This is a genomic window from Pseudomonas sp. NUPR-002, assembly GCF_056322725.1.
This window is the reverse complement of the sequence record NZ_CM150476.1, coordinates 1892928-1914523: the sequence shown is the minus strand read 5'-3', so window position 1 is coordinate 1914523 and position 21596 is coordinate 1892928. Positions and strand designations below refer to the sequence as shown.

Below are 21596 nucleotides of genomic sequence, written 5' to 3'. Positions count from 1 at the left end.
TGTGCTTATTCCGGCATTTTCAGCGGGCTTGGCGAGACAATCACACCATTGTTGTCGGCATAGATGTACTCACCCGGGCGGAAGGTGACCCCGGCAAAGGTCACGACCACGTTGAGATCACCAATACCGCGCTTGTCGGTTTTCATCGGGTGGCTGGCCAGGGCCTGGACACCAACGTCGGTCTGGGCAATGACATCCACATCGCGGATGCACCCGTAGATCACCAGGCCTTCCCAGCCATTCTTGGCAGCTTTCTCGGCAAGCATGTCACCCAGCAGCGCACGACGCAGCGAACCGCCACCGTCAACGACCAGCACCTTGCCCTTGCCATCGAGATCAACCTGCTCCTTGACCAGGGAGTTGTCCTCGAAGCACTTGATGGTGACGATTTGTCCTCCGAAGGAATCGCGACCACCGAAGTTGCTGAACATCGGCTCCACCACCTGAACCAGGTCCGGATAGGCGTCGCACAAATCGGGCGTGAGGTAATGCATGGGTAACTCCTGTCGAGTGCCAAGACAACGGATGTGAATGTCGCAGTGTCATTGAAGAGACGAGGTGCAGCGCTGCAGCTTTAGGCATCTTAGCGATAACCGGGCTCCGGCGAAACGCCTGGCGCGGCTTCTTCCAGCAGTGGCAGCAAGGGATTGTGCAGCCAGCGCTCGACCAGCGGCCAGACCTGAACCTGCGCAGGCTTGCTGACCAGCATGTCGACATGCCCGAAATTATCGAACCCGGAATCGCTGCCCAGGCGCACAAACTGCTTGTGTTCGCTGCCCAACTGCTCGAACAGCTTACGGCAGGCCCATACCGGATCTTGATGGTCATTGGCCGCCGCCACCGCCAACACCGGCACATTGACGTCGGCAAGACCGGCCCACCAGTCGCGCTCCTTGTCGCCAAAGCGGCCGAACAATCCGTACCAGCGCATGCTCTCCAGCGCCAGGCCAATCGGCTCGTCCTCCGGGCCACGTTTGAGCCGCGAACCGGAGAGTTGCGCAAAGCGCTTGAGCAGCAAACGCCCGCCCCACTCCACCGGTGGCAATTTCAATGGCCAATAGGTACGACTGACCTGGGTGCCGAAAAAGGCCGCGCTGGCTACCTGTTCGGCGCTGAGGTACTGCCCGCCGAGCGCCGCTGCCAGTGTGGTCCCCCCCAGGGAGTGACCAACCCAGTGCGCCGCACGGCCACATTGCTCACTGACGAAGGCGGCAATGACCGGCAAATCGTAACGGGCGTAGTCGGCGACGCGGTTGTGCCGATAGGCATGGTTGCGCGGTGACAGGCCGTGACCGCGCATTTCCGGAATCCACACATCAAAACCGGCACGTGCCAGGTAGGCGCCCAGGCCAACGCCTTTGGGCGAATACCAGAATCGTCGATTGGAAAAGCTGCCATGCAGCAAAATTACCGGGGCACCTCGCACGCGGGCCTGATCGGCCATACCGAGACGGGTGACGGCCAGCTCAACGGTGCGATCCGGGCTGTTACCGGCTTTGATCCGGTACACATCCTCGCTCAGATCGCCGCGACGCTCAGCGCTGAGCAGGGCCACGGGAAATAGAGAACTGCTGCTTTGCATAGGTTTCTTGCACGAAAAAGGGCGAGATCCATCACTGGAGCACGCCCTGGAATACGGTCGAAACCTTCACCACCCCTGAGGGCTGGTGAAGGTTTCGGTTCAACACATCAATTATCTGCCTGACCTTCGGCCAGGAAGAACCAGGTTTCGAGTACCGAATCCGGGTTCAGCGAGACGCTTTCGATACCCTGCTCCATCAGCCACTTGGCCAGGTCCGGGTGGTCGGATGGGCCTTGGCCGCAGATACCAATGTATTTACCGGCCTTGTTACAGGCCTGGATTGCATTGGCCAGCAGCTTTTTGACCGCAGGGTTACGCTCGTCGAACAGATGGGCAATGATCCCCGAGTCACGGTCCAGGCCCAGGGTCAGCTGGGTCAGGTCGTTGGAGCCGATGGAGAAACCATCAAAATACTCGAGGAACTCTTCAGCCAGAATCGCGTTGGACGGCAGCTCGCACATCATGATCACGCGCAGGCCATTGTCGCCACGCGCCAGGCCGTTTTCGGCCAGCAGGTCTACCACCTGGCTGGCTTCGCCCAGGGTACGCACGAACGGCACCATGATCTCGACGTTGGTCAGGCCCATTTCGTTGCGCACGCGCTTGAGCGCACGGCACTCGAGCTCGAAGCAGTCGCGGAAGGTTTCGCTGATGTAACGCGACGCACCACGGAAGCCCAGCATCGGGTTTTCTTCTTCCGGCTCGTACAGCTTGCCGCCGATCAGGTTGGCGTATTCGTTGGACTTGAAGTCCGACAGACGCACGATGACCTTCTTCGGCCAGAACGCTGCGGCCAGGGTGCTGATCCCTTCAACCAGCTTCTCGACGTAGAAGCCGACCGGATCCTTGTAACCGGCGATGCGCTTGTCGACGCTCTCTTTGAGCTCGGCTGGCAGGCCAGCGTAGTTCAGCAGCGCCTTGGGGTGCACGCCGATCATGCGGTTGATGATGAACTCCAGACGCGCCAGGCCGACACCGGCGTTGGGCAACTGGGCAAAATCGAATGCACGGTCAGGGTTGCCGACGTTCATCATGATTTTGAACGGCAGGTCGGGCATGGCATCAACCGAGTTCTGACGCACGTCAAAGCCCAGCTCGCCTTCGAAGATGAAACCGGTGTCGCCTTCGGCACAGGAAACGGTGACGCCCTGGCCATCCTTGAGCAGCTGGGTCGCGTTACCGCAACCAACGACTGCCGGAATGCCCAGTTCACGGGCGATGATCGCCGCGTGGCAGGTACGACCGCCACGGTTGGTGACGATGGCACTGGCGCGCTTCATGACCGGTTCCCAATCCGGGTCGGTCATGTCCGAAACCAGTACGTCGCCGGCCTGGACCTTGTCCATTTCCGAGACGTCTTTGATGATCCGCACCTTGCCGGCGCCGATACGTTGACCGATGGCACGGCCTTCGACCAGCACGGTACCGGTTTCCTTGAGCAGGTAGCGCTCCATGACATTGGCCTGGGCACGGCTCTTCACCGTTTCAGGACGGGCCTGAACGATATACAGCTTGCCGTCGTCGCCATCTTTGGCCCATTCGATGTCCATCGGGCACTTGTAGTGCTTCTCGATGATCATTGCCTGTTTGGCCAGCTCGCTGACTTCAGCGTCGCTCAGGCAGAAACGGGTGCGATCGGCCTTGTCGACATCAACGGTCTTGACCGAGCGGCCGGCCTTGGCTTCTTCGCCGTAGACCATCTTGATGGCCTTGCTGCCCAGGTTGCGACGCAGGATGGCCGGACGACCCGCCTCCAGCGTGCCCTTGTGGACATAGAACTCGTCCGGGTTGACCGCGCCTTGCACCACGGTTTCGCCCAGGCCGTAGGCGCCGGTGATGAACACGACATCACGGAAGCCCGATTCGGTATCGAGGGTGAACATGACACCGGCGGTACCGGTTTCCGAACGCACCATGCGCTGGACACCGGCCGACAGGGCCACCAGCTTGTGGTCAAAGCCCTGGTGCACACGGTAGGAAATGGCGCGGTCGTTGAACAGCGAAGCGAATACTTCCTTGGCTGCGCGGATAACGTTGTCGACGCCACGGATGTTCAGGAAGGTTTCCTGCTGACCGGCGAACGACGCATCCGGCAAGTCTTCAGCGGTAGCCGACGAACGCACGGCAACGGCCATGTTCGGGTTGCCCTGGGACATCTGCTCGAAGGCAGCGCGGATTTCAGTGTTCAGACGCTCGGGGAATTCGGCTTCCATGATCCACTGACGGATCTGCGCACCGGTACGGGCCAGGGCGTTGACATCATCGACATCCAGCGCGTCGAGCGCGGCATGGATCTGGGCATTGAGCCCGCTCTGTTCGAGAAAATCACGGTACGCCTGAGCCGTAGTGGCAAAGCCGCCGGGGACCGATACACCGGCGCCCGCGAGGTTACTGATCATCTCGCCGAGGGATGCGTTCTTGCCCCCCACATGCTCCACATCATGGACGCCGAGCTTATCGAGGGAAACTACGTACTCTACCAAGGTGATCTCTCCACTAACTGTGTTGGAAAAGCTCAGGTCGCCCGCCTGCCTACTCTGGCTTGGCCGGGCGCTTGTGGCCTGGACCTGGAAAATAAGTGAGAATGCCGAACGCCGTGTTCGGTAAACCGAACCTATCATATCCAAGATTCGTCATCAGCTTAAGGCCCAAGGCGCAAATGAAACGATCTGCTTTCTTTATCTCCGATGGCACCGGCATCACAGCCGAGACGCTGGGACAAAGTCTTCTAGCGCAGTTCGATACCATTCCGTTCAATAAATTCACGCGTCCGTACATCGACAGCGTGGAAAAAGCCCGGGTTATGGTACAGCAAATCAATAGCGCCGCTGAAAAGGACGGTGTTCGCCCGATCATCTTCGACACCATTGTCAATCAGGATATCCGAGAGGTGCTGGCCACCTCCAATGGTTTCATGATCGACATTTTTTCGACCTTCCTGGCGCCGCTGGAACAGGAACTGACCGCACATTCGTCGTATTCGGTGGGTAAATCCCACTCCATCGGTGGCAACTCCAACTACATGGAGCGGATCGAAGCGGTCAACTTTGCCCTGGACAACGACGACGGTGCCCGCACCCATTACTACGACAAGGCCGACCTGATCCTGGTGGGCGTGTCGCGTTGCGGCAAAACCCCAACCTGTCTGTACATGGCTATGCAATTCGGCATCCGTGCGGCCAACTATCCGTTGACCGAAGACGACATGGAACGCCTGCAACTGCCTCAGGCCCTGAAAAACCACCAGCACAAGCTGTTCGGCCTGACCATCGACCCGGACCGTTTGACGGCCATTCGTCATGAGCGCAAGCCCAACAGCCGCTATGCCAGCTTTGCCCAGTGCGAGTTTGAAGTGCGCGAGGTAGAGAACCTGTTCCGCCGCGAGAGCATCCCACACATCAACTCCACGCATTTCTCGGTGGAAGAGATTGCAGCGAAAATCCTTGTGGAAAAAGGCGTAGAGCGCCGGTTCAAGTAACACCGGTGGGAGCGGGCTTGCCCCGCGATTTGCTATATCGCGCCAGATCGCGGGGCAAGCCCGCTCCTACCGGGACAAGCCCTACAGGCAGCTCTGCGATGGATCAGGCGACACAGTTTGCGACTTCAGGAGGCTGAGTGGAGGTATTGCGTAGGATAAGCTCGCAGCCCTCAAAGCCAATCCGCCCCCCCGGAAATCCGTGCAGAACCCAAAAAAAGCCCCGGCATTGCCGGGGCTTTTTGTTTCAGCTCAGACTCAGGAAGGCATCACTGCCGCCTGACCGCTCATGGCCAAATCCACCAGTTCGCGGTTAGCCACCGCATACATGGCGTAATCGGTACCGGTTGCGGCACGCAACTCGTCAAGCATGGCACGCCACCGCTCGACCATCACACGGTGCTGCTCAAGCCACAGTGCCACACGGGCGTCCATGTCTTGCGGAGCATCGGCCATCTGCAGAACCGAGATGGTGATCGCCCGCTGCTGCAGGTCGATATCATCGCGGAACGACTCGCGGGCCAGGGCCTGCCAGTTGTTTTCCACCGACAGGTTGCTGATTTCCTGCAGGTACCAGGTCAGGTCCAGCGCACTGCCAACCGCGAAGAAGGCCTTGGCCACTTCAGCCGGATCCTGGCCGGTGACGTCGGACGCTTCGATAATCGGCAACAGCGTGTACAGGTGCGTGGTACCGGCAACCATGCGCGCCAACAACTCCGGCACGCCCGCTTCGACGAAGCCCTGGTAACGGGTCATCCAGCGCTCACGGGTCGGCCCCTCGAGCAGTTCATCAAGCTTCAGACCCAACGCAGCGATCTTCGGTCCGAAGTGCGCCACATCACGACCAGCATCCTGCTCGTTACGGCGGCTACGCAGGAACCAGCGGGTCGCGCGGCGGCCCAGACGCATCAGCTCGTCCATCAGGGTCAGCTGAATTTCCGCAGGCACTTGATAGTCCAGCGCCTCAATCTGACGGAACCAGTGCGGCAGGTGGAAGATGTCACGCACGATCACATAGGCACCGGCGACGTTCGCCGGGCTCATGCCGGTGGACTCCTTCAGGCGCTGCACGAAGGTGATGCCCATGTTGTTGACCAGATCGTTGGCGATCTGGGTGCTGACGATCTCGCGTTTCAGACGATGGCGACGCATGGCTTCGGCGAACTTGTTCACCAGCGATGGCGGGAACGCGGTTTCCATGTCGCGGGTCAGGTAGTCGTCATCCGGCACCAGCGATTTGAGCAAGGCTTCCTTGAGATCGATCTTGCTGTAGGAGATCAGTACCGAGAGCTCGGCACGGGTCAGCCCCTGGTTGGCCGCCAAGCGTTCAGCCAGTTGCTCTTCAGTCGGCAGGAACTCGATGGCGCGGTCCAGCTTGCCACGGCTTTCCAGATCGGCCATCAGGCGCTTGTACTCGGCAATCCGCTCACGGGCCCGACGGGCCGCCAGCGACAGCGCCTGCGTCTGCTTGTAGTTGTTGCCCAGCACCAGACCGGAAACTTCCTCGGTCATGCTGCCCAACAGCTGGTTACGCTGCTTCTCGGTCATATCGCCGGCCTGCACCACTTCGTTGAGCAGGATCTTGATGTTGACCTCGTGGTCGGAGCAGTCCACGCCACCGGCGTTGTCGATGAAATCGGTGTTGGTGGCGCCACCATTGAGGCCGAACTCGACACGACCCAGCTGGGTCATGCCCAGGTTACCGCCCTCGCCCACCACCTTGCAGCGCAACTCGTTACCATCCACGCGCAGGGCGTCGTTGGCCTTGTCGCCGACATCGGCGTGGCTTTCTTCACTGGACTTGACGTAGGTGCCGATACCGCCGTTCCACAACAGGTCTACCGGTGCCTTGAGCAAGGCATTGAGCAGCTCGGTCGGGGTCAGCTTGTCGGCTTCGATGGCGAAGCGTTCTTTCATCTGCGGGGTGATGGCAATGCTTTTCGCGCTGCGCGGGAAGATACCACCGCCTTCCGACATGATGCTGGTGTCGTAGTCGCTCCAGGCCGAACGCGGCAGGTCGAACAGGCGTTTGCGCTCGGCAAAGCTGCTGGCAGGCTCGGGGTTCGGGTCGATGAAGATGTGCAAGTGGTTGAAAGCCGCCACCAGTTGCAACTTGTCCGACATCAGCAGGCCGTTGCCGAACACGTCACCGGCCATGTCACCAACGCCGACTACGGTGATCGGATCTTCCTGGACGTTGATACCGCGTTCACGGAAGTGACGCTGCACCCCCACCCAGGCACCGCGGGCGGTGATGCCCATTTTCTTGTGGTCGTAACCGGCCGAACCACCGGAAGCGAATGCGTCGCCCAGCCAGAAGCCGTAGTCGATGGCGATGCCGTTGGCGATGTCGGAGAAGGTCGCGGTGCCTTTGTCGGCGGCTACCACCAGGTACGGGTCATCATCGTCGTGACGCACGACGTTGGCCGGCGGCACCAGTGCGCCGTCCTTGAGGTTGTCGGTGATGTCCAGCAGACCGGAAATGAAGATCCGGTAGCAGGCAATGCCCTCTGCCTGGATGTCGTCACGGCTGCCACCCAGCGGCAAGCGGCGTGGCAGGAAGCCACCCTTGGCGCCAACCGGAACGATCACCGAGTTCTTCACCTGCTGGGCTTTTACCAGGCCCAGCACTTCGGTGCGGAAGTCTTCTTCACGGTCCGACCAACGCAAGCCGCCACGGGCCACGTTGCCAAAGCGCAGGTGCACGCCTTCGACGCGCGGCGAATACACAAAGATCTCAAACTTCGGTACCGGCTTAGGCAGCTCGGGAATCAGCTTGGGATTGAACTTGAAGCTGAAGTACGACTTGTTCTGCCCCTGCGCATCGGTCTGATAGAAGTTGGTCCGCAGGGTGGCCTTGATCAGGTCCAGGTAGCGACGCAGGATGCGGTCTTCGTTGAGCACCTGAACATCGTCCAGCGCGGTAAGAATCGCTTGCTCCAGACGCTGCTGCTTGTCGTCCAGGTCATCCGTGGTGAGCTTGCGCGCCAGGTAGAAGCGGGTTTTGAACAACCGGGTCAGTTCGCGGGCGATATCGGTGTGGTTGTTCAGGGTGCTGGCGATGTAGCCCAGGTCGAAGCCCAGGCGAATCTGCTTGAGGTAGCGGGCGTAGGCACGCAGCAATGCCACATCGCGCCACGGCAGACCGGCGGTCAGTACCAGTCGGTTGAAGGCGTCGTTTTCCGCATCGCCTTTGACGATGTGGACAAACGCATCCTGCAAGGTGTCGTTGAGTTGCTGGATATCCAGGTTCAGGCCTTCGCTGTAAGTGAAGGCAAAATCGTGGATCCAGAACTCACGGCCATTGGCGTGACGCAGGCGATAAGGGAACTCGCCGAGTACGCGCAAACCAAGGTTTTCCAGAATCGGCAGCACATCCGACAACGCCAGTGGCGTATCGGCGTGATACAGCTTGCAGTGCAACTGCTGTTTACCGGCCTGGGTCAGCGGCTGGTAGAAGCTCATGACCAGCGGCTTGCGCTCGGACAAGGTCAGCAGGTGCTGCATGTCGACCACCGCCGAGTGCGCAGCAAAGCGCTCGCGGTAACCGGCCGGGAAACCTTTCGGGAAGTCGGCCAGGATGTTGGTGCCCTGGGCTTCGCCGAAGCTCTCGACGGTCAGGCTGGCATAGTCGTCCTGCCACGAACGGCAGGCCTGGATGACTTCGTTTTCCAGCTGCTGCGGGTCGATATCGATACGATTTTTCGGATCAACGCGCAGAATCAGTTGCACACGCGCCAGCACCGATTCGGAGAAGAAGGTCCAGAACTCACAGTCGCTGGCCTTCAGGCGCTCCATCAGCACTTGCTGGATTTTCTGCCGGACTTCGGTGGAGTAGATGTCACGCGGCACATAGGCCAGGCAGTAGCAGAAGCGACCGTACGGGTCTTTGCGCAGGAACACGCGGATCTTGTTGCGTTCCTGGATCTGCACGATCGACATCACCGTGCTGAACATTTCATCCACAGGCGTCTGGAACAGGTCGTCGCGCGGCAGCACTTCCAGTACCTGGGCCAATTCTTTGCCCAGGTGCGCTTTAGGATCGAAGCCGGAACGGCGCTCGACTTCGGCGACCTTGTCGCGGATGTACGGGATCGAACGCACGCTCTCGCCGTACACCGACGAGGTGTAGAGGCCCATGAAGCGGCATTCTTTGATGACCTTGCCTTCGGCGTCCAGCTGGCGGATCGACACGTAGTCCGGATACGCCGGACGGTGGACGCGGCTTGGGTGGGCGGCCTTGGCAAATGACAGCAGCAACGGCTCGTGCAGGTAAGTGACGGCGTAATCTTCGATGCGCAGCTCGTCGGCGGTCAGGCCGGCGCGCAGCAGGCGGGTCAGGCCGAGGAACGACTGCTCGTCATACACCAGCTGACCGCCCTGGGCATCGCCATGCACGACGAATTCTTCGTAACCCAGGAAGGTGAAGTGGTTGCCTACCAGCCACTCGAGGAACGCTTTGACCTCGGCTTTTTCGCCCTGCACCGCAGGGTAAGGGGTCTGCTCGACCAGCTCGATGATCTGGCGCAGCTTGGCCTTCATCGGCTCGAAATCGGCGACCGCGACACGCACCTCGGCCAGCACCTGCTCCAGCTCGCGGGTCAGCAGGTTGAGTTCGGCGTTGTTGGCGCAGCGGTCGATTTCCAGGTACATCAGCGATTCTTGCTGAACGCCTTCACCCTGGGTGCCCTTGGGCAGAATTTCCAGCAGTTCACCCTTGTCGCCACGGCGCACGCTCAACACGGTGGTCTGCAGGGTGTGGATGCTGTAACCACGGCGGTTCAGCTCGGTACGTACCGAGTCGACCAGAAAGGGCAGGTCATGGTGCAGGACTTCAACCGCAGTGTGGGTCGACTGCCAGCCATGACGTTCGTAATCGGGGTTGTAGACGCGAACCTGCGGTTGGGCGGGATCGAAGCGCTCGATGATGCGCCAGGCAGACAAGGTGCAACCGGCCAGGTCCGACAGGCGGCGCTGGGTCAATTCGTCAAGAGAGATGATGCCGAAGAACTGTTCGGCGAACAACGCCACTTGTGGCAGTGCCTGTTCGCTGATGTGCTGCGCCAGGGCCGCTTGCAGTTGATGCTGGAAGTCGGCTTTGCTGGCTGCGGTGAAAAACGCCATCTGTGGTACTCCGCTTGGGCTTTGTAATTGAGTAAAGCGTCGCGCACGTCCGCCATCTACGGATCAACGATAGCCAACCCGTAGCAGGAGGACGGTAAAACCATGCGGAACAGGTGCAAAACACGACTCATCAGTCACATTGCCCCGTTCCACGGATGGGCATCTGCAAAAACGACTGCTCGTGGCGGAGCTGTGTCTTTACGGGTAACCATCGACAGCGCAGCTTAACGACAGCGCGCCCGCCCCTGCTTGCGGTGCTGCGACATATTCGGTCATTGAGGTGCATGTAGGAGCGGGCTTGCCCCGCGATGCGATGGGACAGGCACACCGCAATCGCGGGGCAAGTCGGATCGCCGCACCGCCGCTCCCACCGGACGGGTGGGATGCGAAAGACAGCGAACACATTGATGTATTGCCAAGCCGAACACTGGCAGAATCGTGTTTCAACTTATTGATCGAGCCACTCATGCAACTGACCACCGCCCTGCTCTTTGCCACCCCATGCGATGACGAAGAAGACAACATGGCCACCCTGTGCTGCCACAGTGACAAGGGCCGGATGTTTCTGATGACCCGCTACCCGGATGAAGAGCGCGTGGACATCACCCTCGATGACCACTACGCCCCGGTCGAAGGCTTGAAAGTTACCCTCAGCGCAACCCGGCTGCTGATTGAGGTTGCGCCATTGGACGTCGACGCCCTCGGTGGAGACGATCATCTGGAAATCACCCTGAGCAGCAACGGCACCGACCTGGCCGAGGTCGAAGAGACCCTGCAGAACATCCTCAAGGGCACTGGCACTTACGTCAGCGAGCTGTAAGCGCACAGGCCGTTTCTTGACAAGCAACGGCGGCAAGGGCATTGTCTGACAACCTGATTAATGAGCAATACCCCCATGCTTGAGCTTCAGCGCCCCGATACGCTGGTTGAACGCGTCGTCGGAGCCATCCGCGCAGAGATCGATTCCGGACGCCTGGCGGCCGAGTCGCGCCTGCCCACTGAACAGCAACTGGCCGAACAGCTGAACGTCAGCCGCTCGGTGGTGCGCGAAGCGGTGGCCCAGCTCAAGGCCGATGGGGTATTGGTCGCCCGTCGCGGCCTGGGTTCGTACATTTCCCAGACCCCTACCGGCACGGTATTTCGCTTTCCTTCCGGCCAGGGCCGCAGGCCCGACCTGGTGCAGATGTTCGAAGTGCGCCTGTGGATTGAAACCCAGGCCGCCTCGGTTGCCGCGCAACGCCGCGATGCCGCCGACCTTGCGCGCATGAACAAAGCCCTGCAGGAGATGCTCGACAAACGCAGCGACTTCGCCGCCGCAGCCGCTGCCGACGTCGAGTTCCACCGCGCCATCGCCGACGCCAGCAAGAATGATTACTTCGTGGCCTTCCATGATTTTCTGCGCGGCCAATTGGCCGCCGCACGCAAGACCGCCTGGGAGAACTCGGCGGCGCACTCGGTGGGTGGCTCGGCAGATGCCAACCGCGAACACCAAGCGCTGTACCAGGCGATTGCCGATGGCGACTGCCAGGCGGCTGCCGCCTGCGCCGAAGCTCACCTGCGCGCTTCGGCAAAGCGTCTGAAGCTGGAATTGCCAAGCATCAACTGAACCCTCAATTGCCGTAACCCACGGGCGCTGACGTACAGCGCCTTTTGCTTGACCGACTTAGTCTGACAACCTGATAAGCAGACTCTCTGACAAGAACAAACCAAGGTGACACCTGCATGATTTACGACTATTGCATCATCGGCGGCGGCATCGTCGGCCTCGCCACCGCCATGGCGCTGCTCGAACGCCAGCCCGGCGCCTCGCTGCTGATCCTGGAAAAGGAAGCGAGCCTGGCCAAACACCAGACCGGGCACAACAGCGGTGTTATCCATGCAGGCATCTACTACGCCCCCGGCAGCCTCAAGGCTGACCTGTGCAAACGCGGCGCCGAAGCGACCAAAGCGTTTTGCACCGAGCACAAGATCAAATTCGACGTCTGCGGCAAATTGCTGGTGGCCTCTACGCCGCTGGAAGTGCAGCGTATGCAAGCGCTGTACGAGCGTTCGCAGCAAAACGGCCTGAAAGTCGAGCGTCTGGACGCCGCCGAACTGCAGCGTCGTGAACCGAACATCGTCGGCCTTGGCGGGTTGTTTCTCGATGCCACCGGCATCGTCGACTACAAGCAGGTGTGCCAGGCCATGGCCCGGGTAATCCAGGCCGCGGGCGGCGAAGTACGCTTGTCGACCAGCGTGCGTGCGATTGTCGAAAGCACCGACGCGGTGACCATCAGCAGCGACGACCAGGTCTGGCAAGCCCGCCAGCTGGTGGCCTGTGCCGGTCTGCAATCGGATCGCCTGGCCGCCCTGGCCGGGGTCAAGATCGACCATCAGATCATTCCGTTTCGCGGCGAGTACTTCCGCCTGCCAGCCAGCAAGAACGACATCGTCAACCACCTGATCTACCCAATTCCTGACCCTGAGCTGCCGTTTCTCGGCGTGCACCTGACGCGGATGATCGACGGCAGCGTCACCGTTGGCCCCAACGCCGTGCTGGGCCTGGGCCGGGAGAACTACAAGAAGTTCTCTGTGAACTGGCGCGATGTGGCCGAGTACGCACGGTTCCCCGGCTTCTGGAAAACCATCTGGGCCAACCTCGGCTCCGGCACCACCGAAATGAAGAATTCGCTGTTCAAGGGCGGCTACCTGGAGCAATGCCGCAAGTACTGCCCGTCGCTGAACATCGAAGACCTGCTGCCCTACGAAGCGGGTATCCGCGCCCAGGCGGTGATGCGCGACGGCACCCTGGTGCACGACTTCCTGTTCGCTGAAACGCCGCGCATGGTGCATGTCTGCAACGCCCCATCGCCGGCTGCCACTTCGGCGATTCCGATCGGCCAGATGATCGCCGACAGAATTTTCAAAGCGCGCTGAACCCCTGCTGAACACGATAACTACAAAGACAAAAAGGAAACCTCCGATGTCGGTACATGAGGCGGCCGTGGCCGCGACAGAAACCCCGGAACAGAATAAAAAACGCCTGCGTAAGGTCGCTGCTGCCACCATCTTCGGCTCGATGCTGGAGTGGTACGACTTCTACCTGTACGCAACCATGGCAGCGATTGTCTTCTCGAAGGTGTTCTTCGACCCGAGCAATCCGGCCGTGGCTTCGCTGCTGGCGTTTTCCACCTTTGCCATTGGTTTTATCGCCCGCCCGTTCGGCGGCATCCTGTTCGGCTACCTCGGCGACCGTTTTGGCCGTAAACAGGTGCTGGTCATTACCTTCTGCCTGATGGGCGTGTGCACCATGTTGATCGGCCTGATCCCCAGCTATGCCTCGATCGGCATCTGGGCGCCGATCATTCTGGTGCTGGTACGTATCATCCAGGGCCTGGGCGCCGGTGCCGAGCTGTCGGCGGCAGCGGTCACTTCCTACGAGCACGCCAGCGAAGGCAAGCGCGGCAGCCAGGGTGCCTGGCCGGCGCTGGGGCTTAACCTGGGCCTGCTGCTGTCTTCGCTGACCGTGTATGTACTGACCATGAACGGCAACGACTTCCTGCTCTCCGGCGGCTGGCGGATCCCGTTCATCTGCAGCATCGTGCTGGTAGCCGTCGGTTTGTGGGTGCGCAGAAGCATTCCGGAAACCCCGGACTTCAAAGAACTCGACAAGGCTCCGAACAAACCGCAGGTGTCGCCGCTCAAGCTGCTGTTCAAGAACGACCTCAAAGGCCTGGCCGTGGTGTTCTTCGTTGCCATCGGCTACAACGCCCTGAGCTACATCTTCAAGACCTTCTCACTGGCCTACCTGACCCAGTACAAAGGCGTCGAAGCGCATGTCACCTCGCTGTCGGTAACCATTGCCAGCCTGGTAGCGATTGTTGCCGTGCCGTTCTTCGGCTGGCTGTGCGACAAGTGGAGCAGCAAGACGGTACTGATGCTCGGCGGGATCTTCTCGGTGCTGTTTGCCTACCCGTTCCTAGCCTTGCTCAACACTGGCGAGCCGATGATGATCTACCTGGCGATCGCCATCGGTACCGGCATCCTCGCACCGATGATGTTCGCCCCGCAGGGTTCGTTCCTCAGCCGTCAGTTCCCGACCCAGACCCGCTCTTCGGGCTTTGGCACCGGGCGTGAAATCGGTACCGCTGTGGCCGGTGGCCTGGCACCGCTGGGTGGCCTGGCGCTGGTGGCCAGCTCTGCTACGCACTCCACTGATGGTGTAGCGATCATCCTCGCCGTCGCCGCTGTACTGGTGGTGGTGTTTGCCCTGTGTGACCAGGGTCGCAAGCACTCCAGCTTCAAGAACTGATCCCTCATCCTCCCGGTAGGAGCGGGCTTGCCCCGCGATGCGATGCGTCTGACAAACCGCAATCGCGGGGCAAGCCCGCTCCTACCGGGAATCCATGAAACTACCGCGGCTATTGGTTACACTGCACCCAGGTGGGCGCAGCACGCTTACGCCTGGCACCCTCCTGACCTGCCCCCTTCTCTGACCGGTCGAGACCTGCGCCGATGGTGTCCATCTACCAACTCAAACCTGCCTTCCAGAACCTCCTGCGCCCGTTGGTCAAGCGCCTTTATGACCGCGGCATCACCGCCAACCAGATCACCTTGCTCGCCGGTGCGGTTTCAGTACTGCTGGGCGGCCTGATTGCCCTGTTTGCCCAACACACCTGGCTATTCGTCCTGATCCCGGTGTGGATGCTGCTGCGCATGGGCCTCAATGCCATCGACGGCATGCTCGCCCGCGAGTTCGGCCAACAATCGCACCTGGGCGCCTACCTCAACGAACTGTGCGATATAGTCGCCGACAGTGCCTTGATCCTGCCGTTCGCGCTGATTCCCGATGTCAGCATCGCTGCCGTGGTGGTGGTCGCACTGTTGGCGGTATTCAGCGAGTACACTGGCGTGCTCGGGCCAATGGTCGGTGCCTCGCGCCGCTATGACGGCCCCATGGGCAAAAGCGACCGTGCCTTCGTGCTCGGCGCCCTGGCTGCGGCCATTGCTTTGGGCTGGCTCAGCGCCGCCTGGATCAACGGCGTGTTCGCGGCAATCGCCGTGCTGTTGGTCTTTACCCTGATCAACCGGGTGCGCCAAGGCTTGCAAGAAATCAAGGAAAACGCTCCATCAGCATAAGGAAAATGCAATGCGCCCATCCCAGGCTCGGACTTTCACCACCCACGACGGCGTCGAGCTGTTTTATCGTCACTGGCCGGCAACCGCGGCCAACCCTGACGAGCCGCGCAAGGCGATTCTGCTGTTTCACCGCGGCCACGAACATTCCGGGCGCATCGCCCACCTGGTGGATGAACTGGACCTGGCCGACAGCGACTTCTTTGCCTGGGATGCCCGCGGCCACGGCCAGTCGCCGGGCGAGCGCGGTGATAGCCCAAGCTTTGCCACCAGCGCCCGCGACGTGCAGACCTTTTGCGAGCACCTGGCCGACGCCCATGACATCAGCGAAGAGCACATTGCAGTCATCGCCCAAAGCGTCGGCGCCGTGATCGCTGCGACCTGGGTGCACGACTACGCCCCGCGTATCCGCGCCCTGGTGCTCGCCTCGCCGGCGTTCAAGGTCAAGCTGTACGTGCCCTTCGCCCGCCCAGGCCTTGCCCTGTTGCGCAAACTGCGTGGCAATTTCTTCGTCAACAGCTACGTCAAGGCACGCTTTCTCAGCCACGATCCGCAGCGTGTGGCCTCCTATGACCAGGACCCGTTGATCACCAAAAGCATCTCGGTCAATGTTCTGCTCGGCCTGTACGAAGCCGCCGAGCGTGTGGTGGCCGACGCCCAGGCCATTCAGGTGCCGACCCAACTGCTGATCTCCGGCGCCGATTTCGTCGTGCACCGCAAACCCCAGGAGCAGTTCTTCGACCGCCTGGGCAGCGTGCACAAGGAAAAGCACATTCTGCCGGGCTTTTTCCACGACACCCTCGGCGAACGAGACCGCGCACCGGCGCTGGCCAGCATGCGCCGTTTCATCCTGCACATGTTCGCCATGCCACTGAGTCGTCCGTCGCTGTTGGATGCCGACCGCCTGGGTGCCACTTGTGCCGAGGCCGAGTCGCTGGCCACCCCGCTGCCCCGCAATTCCCTGCGCGACCTTTACTGGCGCAGCACCCGTGCCAGCCTCGGTCTGGGCAGTAAACTGTCCGCCGGGGTCAAACTGGGCGTCGAAACCGGCTTCGACTCGGGCAGCACCCTCGATTACGTGTACCGCAATCGTGCGACCGGGCTGTCCCCTGTCGGCCGGCTGATCGACCGCAATTACCTCGACTCGATTGGCTGGCGCGGTATCCGCCAACGCAAATTGCACGTCGAAGAACTGCTGCGCCTGGCCATCGCCCAGTTGCGTGAGCAACAGCAGGCGGTGCGTATCGTCGACATCGCCGCCGGTCATGGCCGCTATATCCTCGAAGCCGTACAGGGCCTTGAGTCGCTTCCGGAGTCGATCCTGCTGCGCGACTACAGCGACATCAACGTGCGCGATGGCAGCGCGCTGATCGCTGAAAAAGGCCTGGGCGAGATCGCCCGCTTTATCAAAGGCGACGCCTTCGACCGCCAGAGCCTGGCGGCCCTTGAGCCCAAGCCGACGCTGGCGGTGGTGTCCGGGTTGTATGAACTGTTTGCTGACAACCAAATGGTCGGCAACTCCCTGGCCGGGTTGGCCGATGCCGTGCCAGTGGGCGGTTATCTGGTGTACACCGGCCAACCCTGGCACCCGCAGTTGGAACTGATCGCCCGCGCCCTGACCAGCCACCGTGCTGGCCAGGCCTGGGTCATGCGCCGCCGCAGCCAGGCCGAGATGGACCAGTTGGTAGAGGCGGCAGGCTTTCGCAAGGTGACCCAGCGCATCGATGAATGGGGGATCTTCAGCGTATCGCTGGCGCAGCGGGTGCAATGATGAGCCTGAGCGCCGTCGCCCCGTTACCCGCTCGCGAACCGGGCCTGCTCAAACCCGCCGTACTCTGGCTGCTGTTGCTGGCGCCGCTGTTTTTCAGCACGTATGGTTTCGCCACCTGGGTTACCAGCCAGCGCGATGATGTCGGCAGTCTGGTGTTCGGCTGGGAGCAGCACATGCCGTTCTGGGCCTGGAGCATCGTGCCGTACTGGTCCATCGACCTGCTCTACGGCTTCTCGCTACTGCTGCCGCGCAGCCGCCTGGCCCTCAAACGCCATGCCTTGCGCCTGCTCACCGCCCAGGTGATCGCGGTCAGTTGCTTCTTGCTCTGGCCGCTGCGCTTCACCTTCGAGCGGCCAGAACTGGACGGTGTGTTCGGCTGGCTGTTTGCCGTGCTGGCGGGCTTCGACAAACCGTTCAACCAGGCCCCTTCACTGCACATCGCCCTACTGGTGGTGCTGTGGGTGTGCTTCGCCCAGCACTGCCAGGGCCTGTGGCGCTGGCTGGTGCATGGCTGGTTTGCCTTGATTGGCGTGTCGGTGCTGACCACCTACCAGCATCACTTCATCGATGTGCCCACTGGCGCCCTGGCCGGGTGGTTATGTGTGTGGCTGTGGCCGCTGGACCGCCCGGGCATGCTGCAATCCATGCAGCTGACGCGGGACCGCCAACGCTGGCGCCTGGCACTGCGCTACGCGCTCGGTGCCGGGCTGTTTGCCCTGGCAGCCATCACCCTGGGTGGCGGCGGGTTGTGGCTGTTCTGGCCCGCAACGGCACTGCTGCTGGTGGCGCTGAACTATGCGCTGTTCGGTGCCGGCGGTTTTCAAAAAGCCCCGGATGGCCATTTAAGCAGTGCTGCACAGTGGTTGCTGGCGCCGTACCTGGCGGCGGCCTGGATCAATTCACGGCTGTGGACCCGCAAGCACCCGCAGCCCGATCAGATCGTTGACGGTGTCTGGCTGGGGCGCATCCCTACGACCGCAGCGTTGCGGCACAGCTCATTCAAGGCGGTGCTCGATGTCTGCGCAGAATTGCCCCTGGCCCCTGGCACACGGGCCTATCACAGCGTGCCGGTGCTCGACCTGAGCGCGCCGACCAGCGCGCAGTGCCTGGAACTGGCCCAGGCACTGGAGCGCCTGCAGCAACAAGGCCCGGTACTGGTGTGCTGCGCCTTGGGGTATTCGCGCAGTGCGACGGCCGTTGCCGCATGGCTATTGCACAGCGGCCGCGCCAGCAGCGTTGAGGCGGCCATCGCGATGATTCAACAGGCACGCCCGCGCATCGTCCTGCACACCACGCACCGTCAGGCCCTGGTACCACTGAGCAAAAAACCTGAGGGAGCTGAATGAGCACGGATATGCAACTTTACTGCGTGGCCAGCCTGCTGCGCCGCGGACGTAGCCTTGATCAATTCTCCACCGGCCTGTCGTTGCTGGGTGTGGCGTTCGGGCTCGCCCCGTGGTTGCAGGGCCTCTACAACCCTTGGTTGTTGATCATAGGCTGCGCACTGTTGGTACTGGGCGCGATGCAAAAGTATTACGCATTCAGGGTGGCCTTCGATGCTGATCTGTTTCAACGCATGGCCGACAGCCCGGCCACACTGAGCGAACGCACCCAGGCGCTGGATCAGGCCCTGACTACGCTGGGACTGCAAGCTGGCAAACGCGACGACCGGCCGTGGCCGGACCGCAGTCGCGGTGCATTGACCCTGCTGCGCCGCCAGGCAATGGTGCTCGGCGCACAAATTCTTCTGACCCTGAGCGGGCTGCTGGCCAGCCCGTGGTGGACCATTTAAGGATAAGGAATCCACATGCTCGAACCTTTGGTCGCGCACCTCATCACCTCAGCCGCCCGCTCGATCACCGGTGCCCGCAGCCTGTGGCTGGGCTGCGGGCCCGAGCCGGTACAACGCATCTACTTCGCCAATCACAGCAGCCACGGCGACTTTGTCCTGTTATGGGCCTCGCTGCCGCCGGCCTTGCGTAAAGCCACACGGCCGGTGGCGGGCGCCGATTACTGGCAAACCGGCACCCTGCGCCGCTATGTGATCAATCGGGTGTTCAATGGCGTACTGATCGACCGTGAGCGCCACGACCCACAAGCCAACCCCTTGCAACCCATGCTCGACGCCCTGGCAGGTGGCGACTCGCTGATCATTTTCCCCGAAGGTACACGCAATCAGGAGGACGGCCTGTTGCCGTTCAAAAGCGGGCTCTATCACTTGGCCACAGCGCACCCCCAGGTGCAGCTGATTCCGGTGTGGATCGCCAACCTCAACCGCGTCATGCCCAAAGGTCGGGTGCTGCCATTGCCTTTGCTGTGCACCACCAGTTTCGGTGCGCCATTGCAGCTGCAAGACGGTGAAAGCAAAGCGCAATTTTTACAACGCAGCCGCGATGCGTTGCTCGAACTGGCCCCGGAGCATTGCTGAACATGGATAACCAGACCCTGATGTTGTTTGCCGGGATCGGCGCGATCCTGGTGTTGGCCTCGCTGGTCGGCTACCTGCTCAAGTGGCGAACCCGTGCCGCGCCTAACGCTGTGATCGACAACCTCAATGCGCGGATCAATGCCTGGTGGGTGATGGTGCTGGTGATCGGCATCGCCTTCTGGCTGGGCAACGGCGCGGTGATCCTGCTGTTCTACGCCGTATCGTTCTATGCACTGCGCGAGTTCCTCACCCTGACCCCGACCCGGCGCAGCGATTACCCGGCATTGGTGGCGGCGTTCTACCTGGCCCTGCCGCTGCAGTACCTGCTGATTTATGCCGACTGGTACGGATTGTTCTCGATCCTGATCCCGGTCTACGTGTTCCTGCTCCTGCCGATCCTGGCCTCACTGGGCGGCGACAGCGCGCACTTTCTCGAGCGCGCCTCCAAGGTGCAGTGGGGGCTGATGATTGCGGTGTATTGCATTTCGTTCGTGCCGGCTTTGCTGACCCTGGACATCGCCGGCTTCGAGGGCCGCAATCTGTTGCTGATCGCCTACCTGGTGATCGTCGTGCAGCTCTCCGATGTGCTGCAGTACGTCTGCGGCAAGCTCTTCGGCAAACGCAAAATCGCCCCCAACCTGTCGCCGTCAAAAACCGTCGAGGGCTTTGTCGGTGGTTTGTTGCTGGCCTCGCTGATTGGCGGCGCGCTGTGGTGGATCACCCCATTCAACATCTGGCAGTCGTTCCTGATTGCGCTGCTGATCAACCTGTTGGGCTTTGCCGGTGGCATCGTCATGTCGGCGATCAAGCGCGACCGCGGGGTCAAAGACTGGGGGCATATGATCGAAGGCCACGGCGGCATGCTCGACCGGCTGGACTCAGTGTGCTTTGCGGCGCCGATCTTCTTCCATCTGGTGCGTTATTGGTGGACCTGAGACAGCAATAGCGGTAAGAGCGGACTTGCCCCGCGATGCAATAGGGCTGACACGCCGCAATCGCGGGGCAAGCCCGCTCCTACCGATTTGCACAAATTTACCTGCCGCCATTAGGAGCCCAAGGCCCGGATGCTTTAAAGTATGAGCCCCTGCCCGGGCCCCTTCTCAGAGACCGCCCTGGCTTTTTTCCAGGAACCGTCAACGATGGAACACCGTGAGGCGCTGATCGCGCTGCGCACCTTTCTTTCAACCCAGATCCTTGGCCAGGAAAAACTCGTCGAGCGTTTGCTGATAGTGCTATTGGCTGACGGCCACATGCTGGTCGAAGGCGCCCCTGGCCTGGCCAAGACCAAAGCCATCAAAGAGCTGGCTGAAGGTGTCGAAGCCGAGTTCCATCGTATTCAGTTCACCCCCGACCTGCTCCCGGCCGATATCACCGGCACCGAGATCTACCGCCCGGAAACCGGTAGCTTCGTGTTCCAGCAAGGGCCGATTTTCCACAACCTGGTACTGGCTGACGAAATCAACCGGGCACCGGCCAAGGTCCAGTCGGCGTTGCTTGAAGCCATGGCAGAGCGCCAGGTTTCAGTCGGGCGTAGCACCTACGAGCTGTCGCCTTTGTTTCTGGTGATGGCAACCCAGAACCCGATCGAGCAGGAAGGCACCTACCCGCTGCCCGAAGCCCAGCTCGACCGCTTTCTCATGCATGTGAAAATCGGCTTCCCGGACGCCTCGGTGGAACGGCGGATTCTCCAGCAGGCCCGCGGTGAAGCGCTCAATGGCGAGGCCAAGCCCGAACGCCGGGTCAGCCAGCAGGCGATCTTCGCTGCTCGCAAGGAAATCCTCGGCCTGTACATGGCCGACGCGGTAGAGGAATACCTGGTGCAACTGGTCATGGCCACGCGTACTCCGGCCAAGTTCGACCCGGAGTTGGCCGACTGGATTGCCTACGGCGCCAGCCCGCGTGGTTCGATTGCCCTGGACCGTTGCGCACGTGCCCACGCCTGGCTGGCCGGACGCGACTTCGTCAGCCCCGAAGACATTCAGGCCGTGCTGTTCGATGTGCTGCGCCACCGCATCATTCTTTCCTTTGAGGCCGAAGCCGCCGGGATCGACCAGGACCGAGTGATCCAGCGCATCCTCGACGTCGTCGCCGTCGCCTGACG

The 21596-nt window shown here is 61.3% G+C and carries 16 protein-coding genes; 12 read left to right on the top strand and 4 right to left on the bottom strand.

Annotation, left to right across the window (positions count from 1 at the left end):
* Window positions 1-5 precede the first annotated feature (5 nt).
* The 3 genes from rraA to ppsA form a co-directional block, all read right to left on the bottom strand.
* Window positions 6-494: a ribonuclease E activity regulator RraA gene (rraA, locus tag ACVWSC_RS08900; RefSeq protein ID WP_442113288.1), complete on the bottom strand. Its 489-nt coding sequence runs from the start codon at window positions 492-494 to the stop codon at window positions 6-8.
* Window positions 495-583: 89 nt separating this feature from the next.
* Window positions 584-1582 carry an alpha/beta fold hydrolase gene (locus ACVWSC_RS08895; RefSeq protein ID WP_442113287.1) on the bottom strand — a complete coding sequence of 333 codons (999 nt, stop codon included), beginning with the start codon at window positions 1580-1582 and terminating at the stop codon, window positions 584-586.
* Between the two features lie 107 nt (window positions 1583-1689).
* Window positions 1690-4065: a phosphoenolpyruvate synthase gene (ppsA, locus tag ACVWSC_RS08890; protein ID WP_442113286.1), complete on the bottom strand. Its 2376-nt coding sequence runs from the start codon at window positions 4063-4065 to the stop codon at window positions 1690-1692.
* Window positions 4066-4241: 176 nt separating this feature from the next.
* On the opposite strand from ppsA, the gene ppsR reads away from it, so the two are divergent.
* Window positions 4242-5060 (top strand): posphoenolpyruvate synthetase regulatory kinase/phosphorylase PpsR, encoded by an 819-nt coding sequence (gene ppsR, locus ACVWSC_RS08885; protein WP_442113285.1) that lies wholly within the window; start codon window positions 4242-4244, stop codon window positions 5058-5060.
* A 255-nt stretch (window positions 5061-5315) separates the two neighbouring features.
* Here the strand turns inward: ppsR and ACVWSC_RS08880 are convergent, their stop codons facing one another.
* A complete protein-coding gene (locus tag ACVWSC_RS08880) occupies window positions 5316-10181 on the bottom strand; it encodes an NAD-glutamate dehydrogenase (RefSeq protein ID WP_442113284.1) in 4866 nt (1621 codons plus the stop codon).
* Between the two features lie 466 nt (window positions 10182-10647).
* Between ACVWSC_RS08880 and ACVWSC_RS08875 the strand changes: the two genes are divergently transcribed.
* The 11 genes from ACVWSC_RS08875 (at window position 10648) to ACVWSC_RS08825 (ending at window position 21594) form a co-directional block, all read left to right on the top strand.
* Window positions 10648-11001 carry a hypothetical protein gene (locus tag ACVWSC_RS08875; RefSeq protein ID WP_442113283.1) on the top strand — a complete coding sequence of 118 codons (354 nt, stop codon included), beginning with the start codon at window positions 10648-10650 and terminating at the stop codon, window positions 10999-11001.
* Window positions 11002-11076: 75 nt separating this feature from the next.
* Window positions 11077-11787, top strand: a complete 711-nt coding sequence (locus ACVWSC_RS08870; RefSeq protein WP_442113282.1) for a FadR/GntR family transcriptional regulator — start codon at window positions 11077-11079, stop codon at window positions 11785-11787.
* A 116-nt stretch (window positions 11788-11903) separates the two neighbouring features.
* Window positions 11904-13097 carry an L-2-hydroxyglutarate oxidase gene (gene lhgO / locus ACVWSC_RS08865; RefSeq protein WP_442113281.1) on the top strand — a complete coding sequence of 398 codons (1194 nt, stop codon included), beginning with the start codon at window positions 11904-11906 and terminating at the stop codon, window positions 13095-13097.
* A 46-nt stretch (window positions 13098-13143) separates the two neighbouring features.
* Window positions 13144-14472: an MFS transporter gene (locus ACVWSC_RS08860; RefSeq protein ID WP_442113280.1), complete on the top strand. Its 1329-nt coding sequence runs from the start codon at window positions 13144-13146 to the stop codon at window positions 14470-14472.
* Between the two features lie 203 nt (window positions 14473-14675).
* Entirely contained in the window at window positions 14676-15299 is a 624-nt protein-coding gene (locus tag ACVWSC_RS08855) for a CDP-alcohol phosphatidyltransferase family protein (protein WP_442113279.1), read from the top strand.
* Window positions 15300-15309: 10 nt separating this feature from the next.
* Entirely contained in the window at window positions 15310-17067 is a 1758-nt protein-coding gene (locus ACVWSC_RS08850) for a bifunctional alpha/beta hydrolase/class I SAM-dependent methyltransferase (protein ID WP_442113278.1), read from the top strand.
* A complete protein-coding gene (locus ACVWSC_RS08845) occupies window positions 17067-18413 on the top strand; it encodes a phosphatase PAP2/dual specificity phosphatase family protein (RefSeq protein ID WP_476461746.1) in 1347 nt (448 codons plus the stop codon). The genes ACVWSC_RS08850 and ACVWSC_RS08845 overlap by 1 nt, the downstream gene beginning before the upstream one ends.
* On the top strand, window positions 18410-18859 hold the full coding sequence (locus tag ACVWSC_RS08840) for a hypothetical protein (RefSeq protein ID WP_442113276.1): 450 nt from the start codon (window positions 18410-18412) through the stop codon (window positions 18857-18859). Before ACVWSC_RS08845 ends, ACVWSC_RS08840 begins: the two co-directional genes overlap by 4 nt.
* 15 nt (window positions 18860-18874) lie before the next feature.
* On the top strand, window positions 18875-19495 hold the full coding sequence (locus ACVWSC_RS08835) for a lysophospholipid acyltransferase family protein (RefSeq protein ID WP_442113275.1): 621 nt from the start codon (window positions 18875-18877) through the stop codon (window positions 19493-19495).
* Between the two features lie 2 nt (window positions 19496-19497).
* Window positions 19498-20430, top strand: coding sequence for a phosphatidate cytidylyltransferase (locus tag ACVWSC_RS08830; RefSeq protein ID WP_442113274.1), 933 nt, complete (start codon window positions 19498-19500; stop codon window positions 20428-20430).
* Between the two features lie 204 nt (window positions 20431-20634).
* Window positions 20635-21594 carry an AAA family ATPase gene (locus ACVWSC_RS08825; RefSeq protein ID WP_442113273.1) on the top strand — a complete coding sequence of 320 codons (960 nt, stop codon included), beginning with the start codon at window positions 20635-20637 and terminating at the stop codon, window positions 21592-21594.
* Window positions 21595-21596: the final 2 nt, after the last annotated feature.

Bases quoted from the DNA above. Each gene is read 5' to 3' on its own strand.
- rraA (WP_442113288.1), bottom strand. From the start codon at position 494: ATGCATTACCTCACGCCCGATTTGTGCGACGCCTATCCGGACCTGGTT.
- ACVWSC_RS08895 (WP_442113287.1), bottom strand. From the start codon at position 1,582: ATGCAAAGCAGCAGTTCTCTATTTCCCGTGGCCCTGCTCAGCGCTGAG.
- ppsR (WP_442113285.1), top strand. From the start codon at position 4,242: ATGAAACGATCTGCTTTCTTTATCTCCGATGGCACCGGCATCACAGCC.
- ACVWSC_RS08880 (WP_442113284.1), bottom strand. From the start codon at position 10,181: ATGGCGTTTTTCACCGCAGCCAGCAAAGCCGACTTCCAGCATCAACTG.
- ACVWSC_RS08875 (WP_442113283.1), top strand. From the start codon at position 10,648: ATGCAACTGACCACCGCCCTGCTCTTTGCCACCCCATGCGATGACGAA.
- ACVWSC_RS08870 (WP_442113282.1), top strand. From the start codon at position 11,077: ATGCTTGAGCTTCAGCGCCCCGATACGCTGGTTGAACGCGTCGTCGGA.
- lhgO (WP_442113281.1), top strand. From the start codon at position 11,904: ATGATTTACGACTATTGCATCATCGGCGGCGGCATCGTCGGCCTCGCC.
- ACVWSC_RS08860 (WP_442113280.1), top strand. From the start codon at position 13,144: ATGTCGGTACATGAGGCGGCCGTGGCCGCGACAGAAACCCCGGAACAG.
- ACVWSC_RS08855 (WP_442113279.1), top strand. From the start codon at position 14,676: ATGGTGTCCATCTACCAACTCAAACCTGCCTTCCAGAACCTCCTGCGC.
- ACVWSC_RS08850 (WP_442113278.1), top strand. From the start codon at position 15,310: ATGCGCCCATCCCAGGCTCGGACTTTCACCACCCACGACGGCGTCGAG.
- ACVWSC_RS08845 (WP_476461746.1), top strand. From the start codon at position 17,067: ATGAGCCTGAGCGCCGTCGCCCCGTTACCCGCTCGCGAACCGGGCCTG.
- ACVWSC_RS08840 (WP_442113276.1), top strand. From the start codon at position 18,410: ATGAGCACGGATATGCAACTTTACTGCGTGGCCAGCCTGCTGCGCCGC.
- ACVWSC_RS08835 (WP_442113275.1), top strand. From the start codon at position 18,875: ATGCTCGAACCTTTGGTCGCGCACCTCATCACCTCAGCCGCCCGCTCG.
- ACVWSC_RS08830 (WP_442113274.1), top strand. From the start codon at position 19,498: ATGGATAACCAGACCCTGATGTTGTTTGCCGGGATCGGCGCGATCCTG.
- ACVWSC_RS08825 (WP_442113273.1), top strand. From the start codon at position 20,635: ATGGAACACCGTGAGGCGCTGATCGCGCTGCGCACCTTTCTTTCAACC.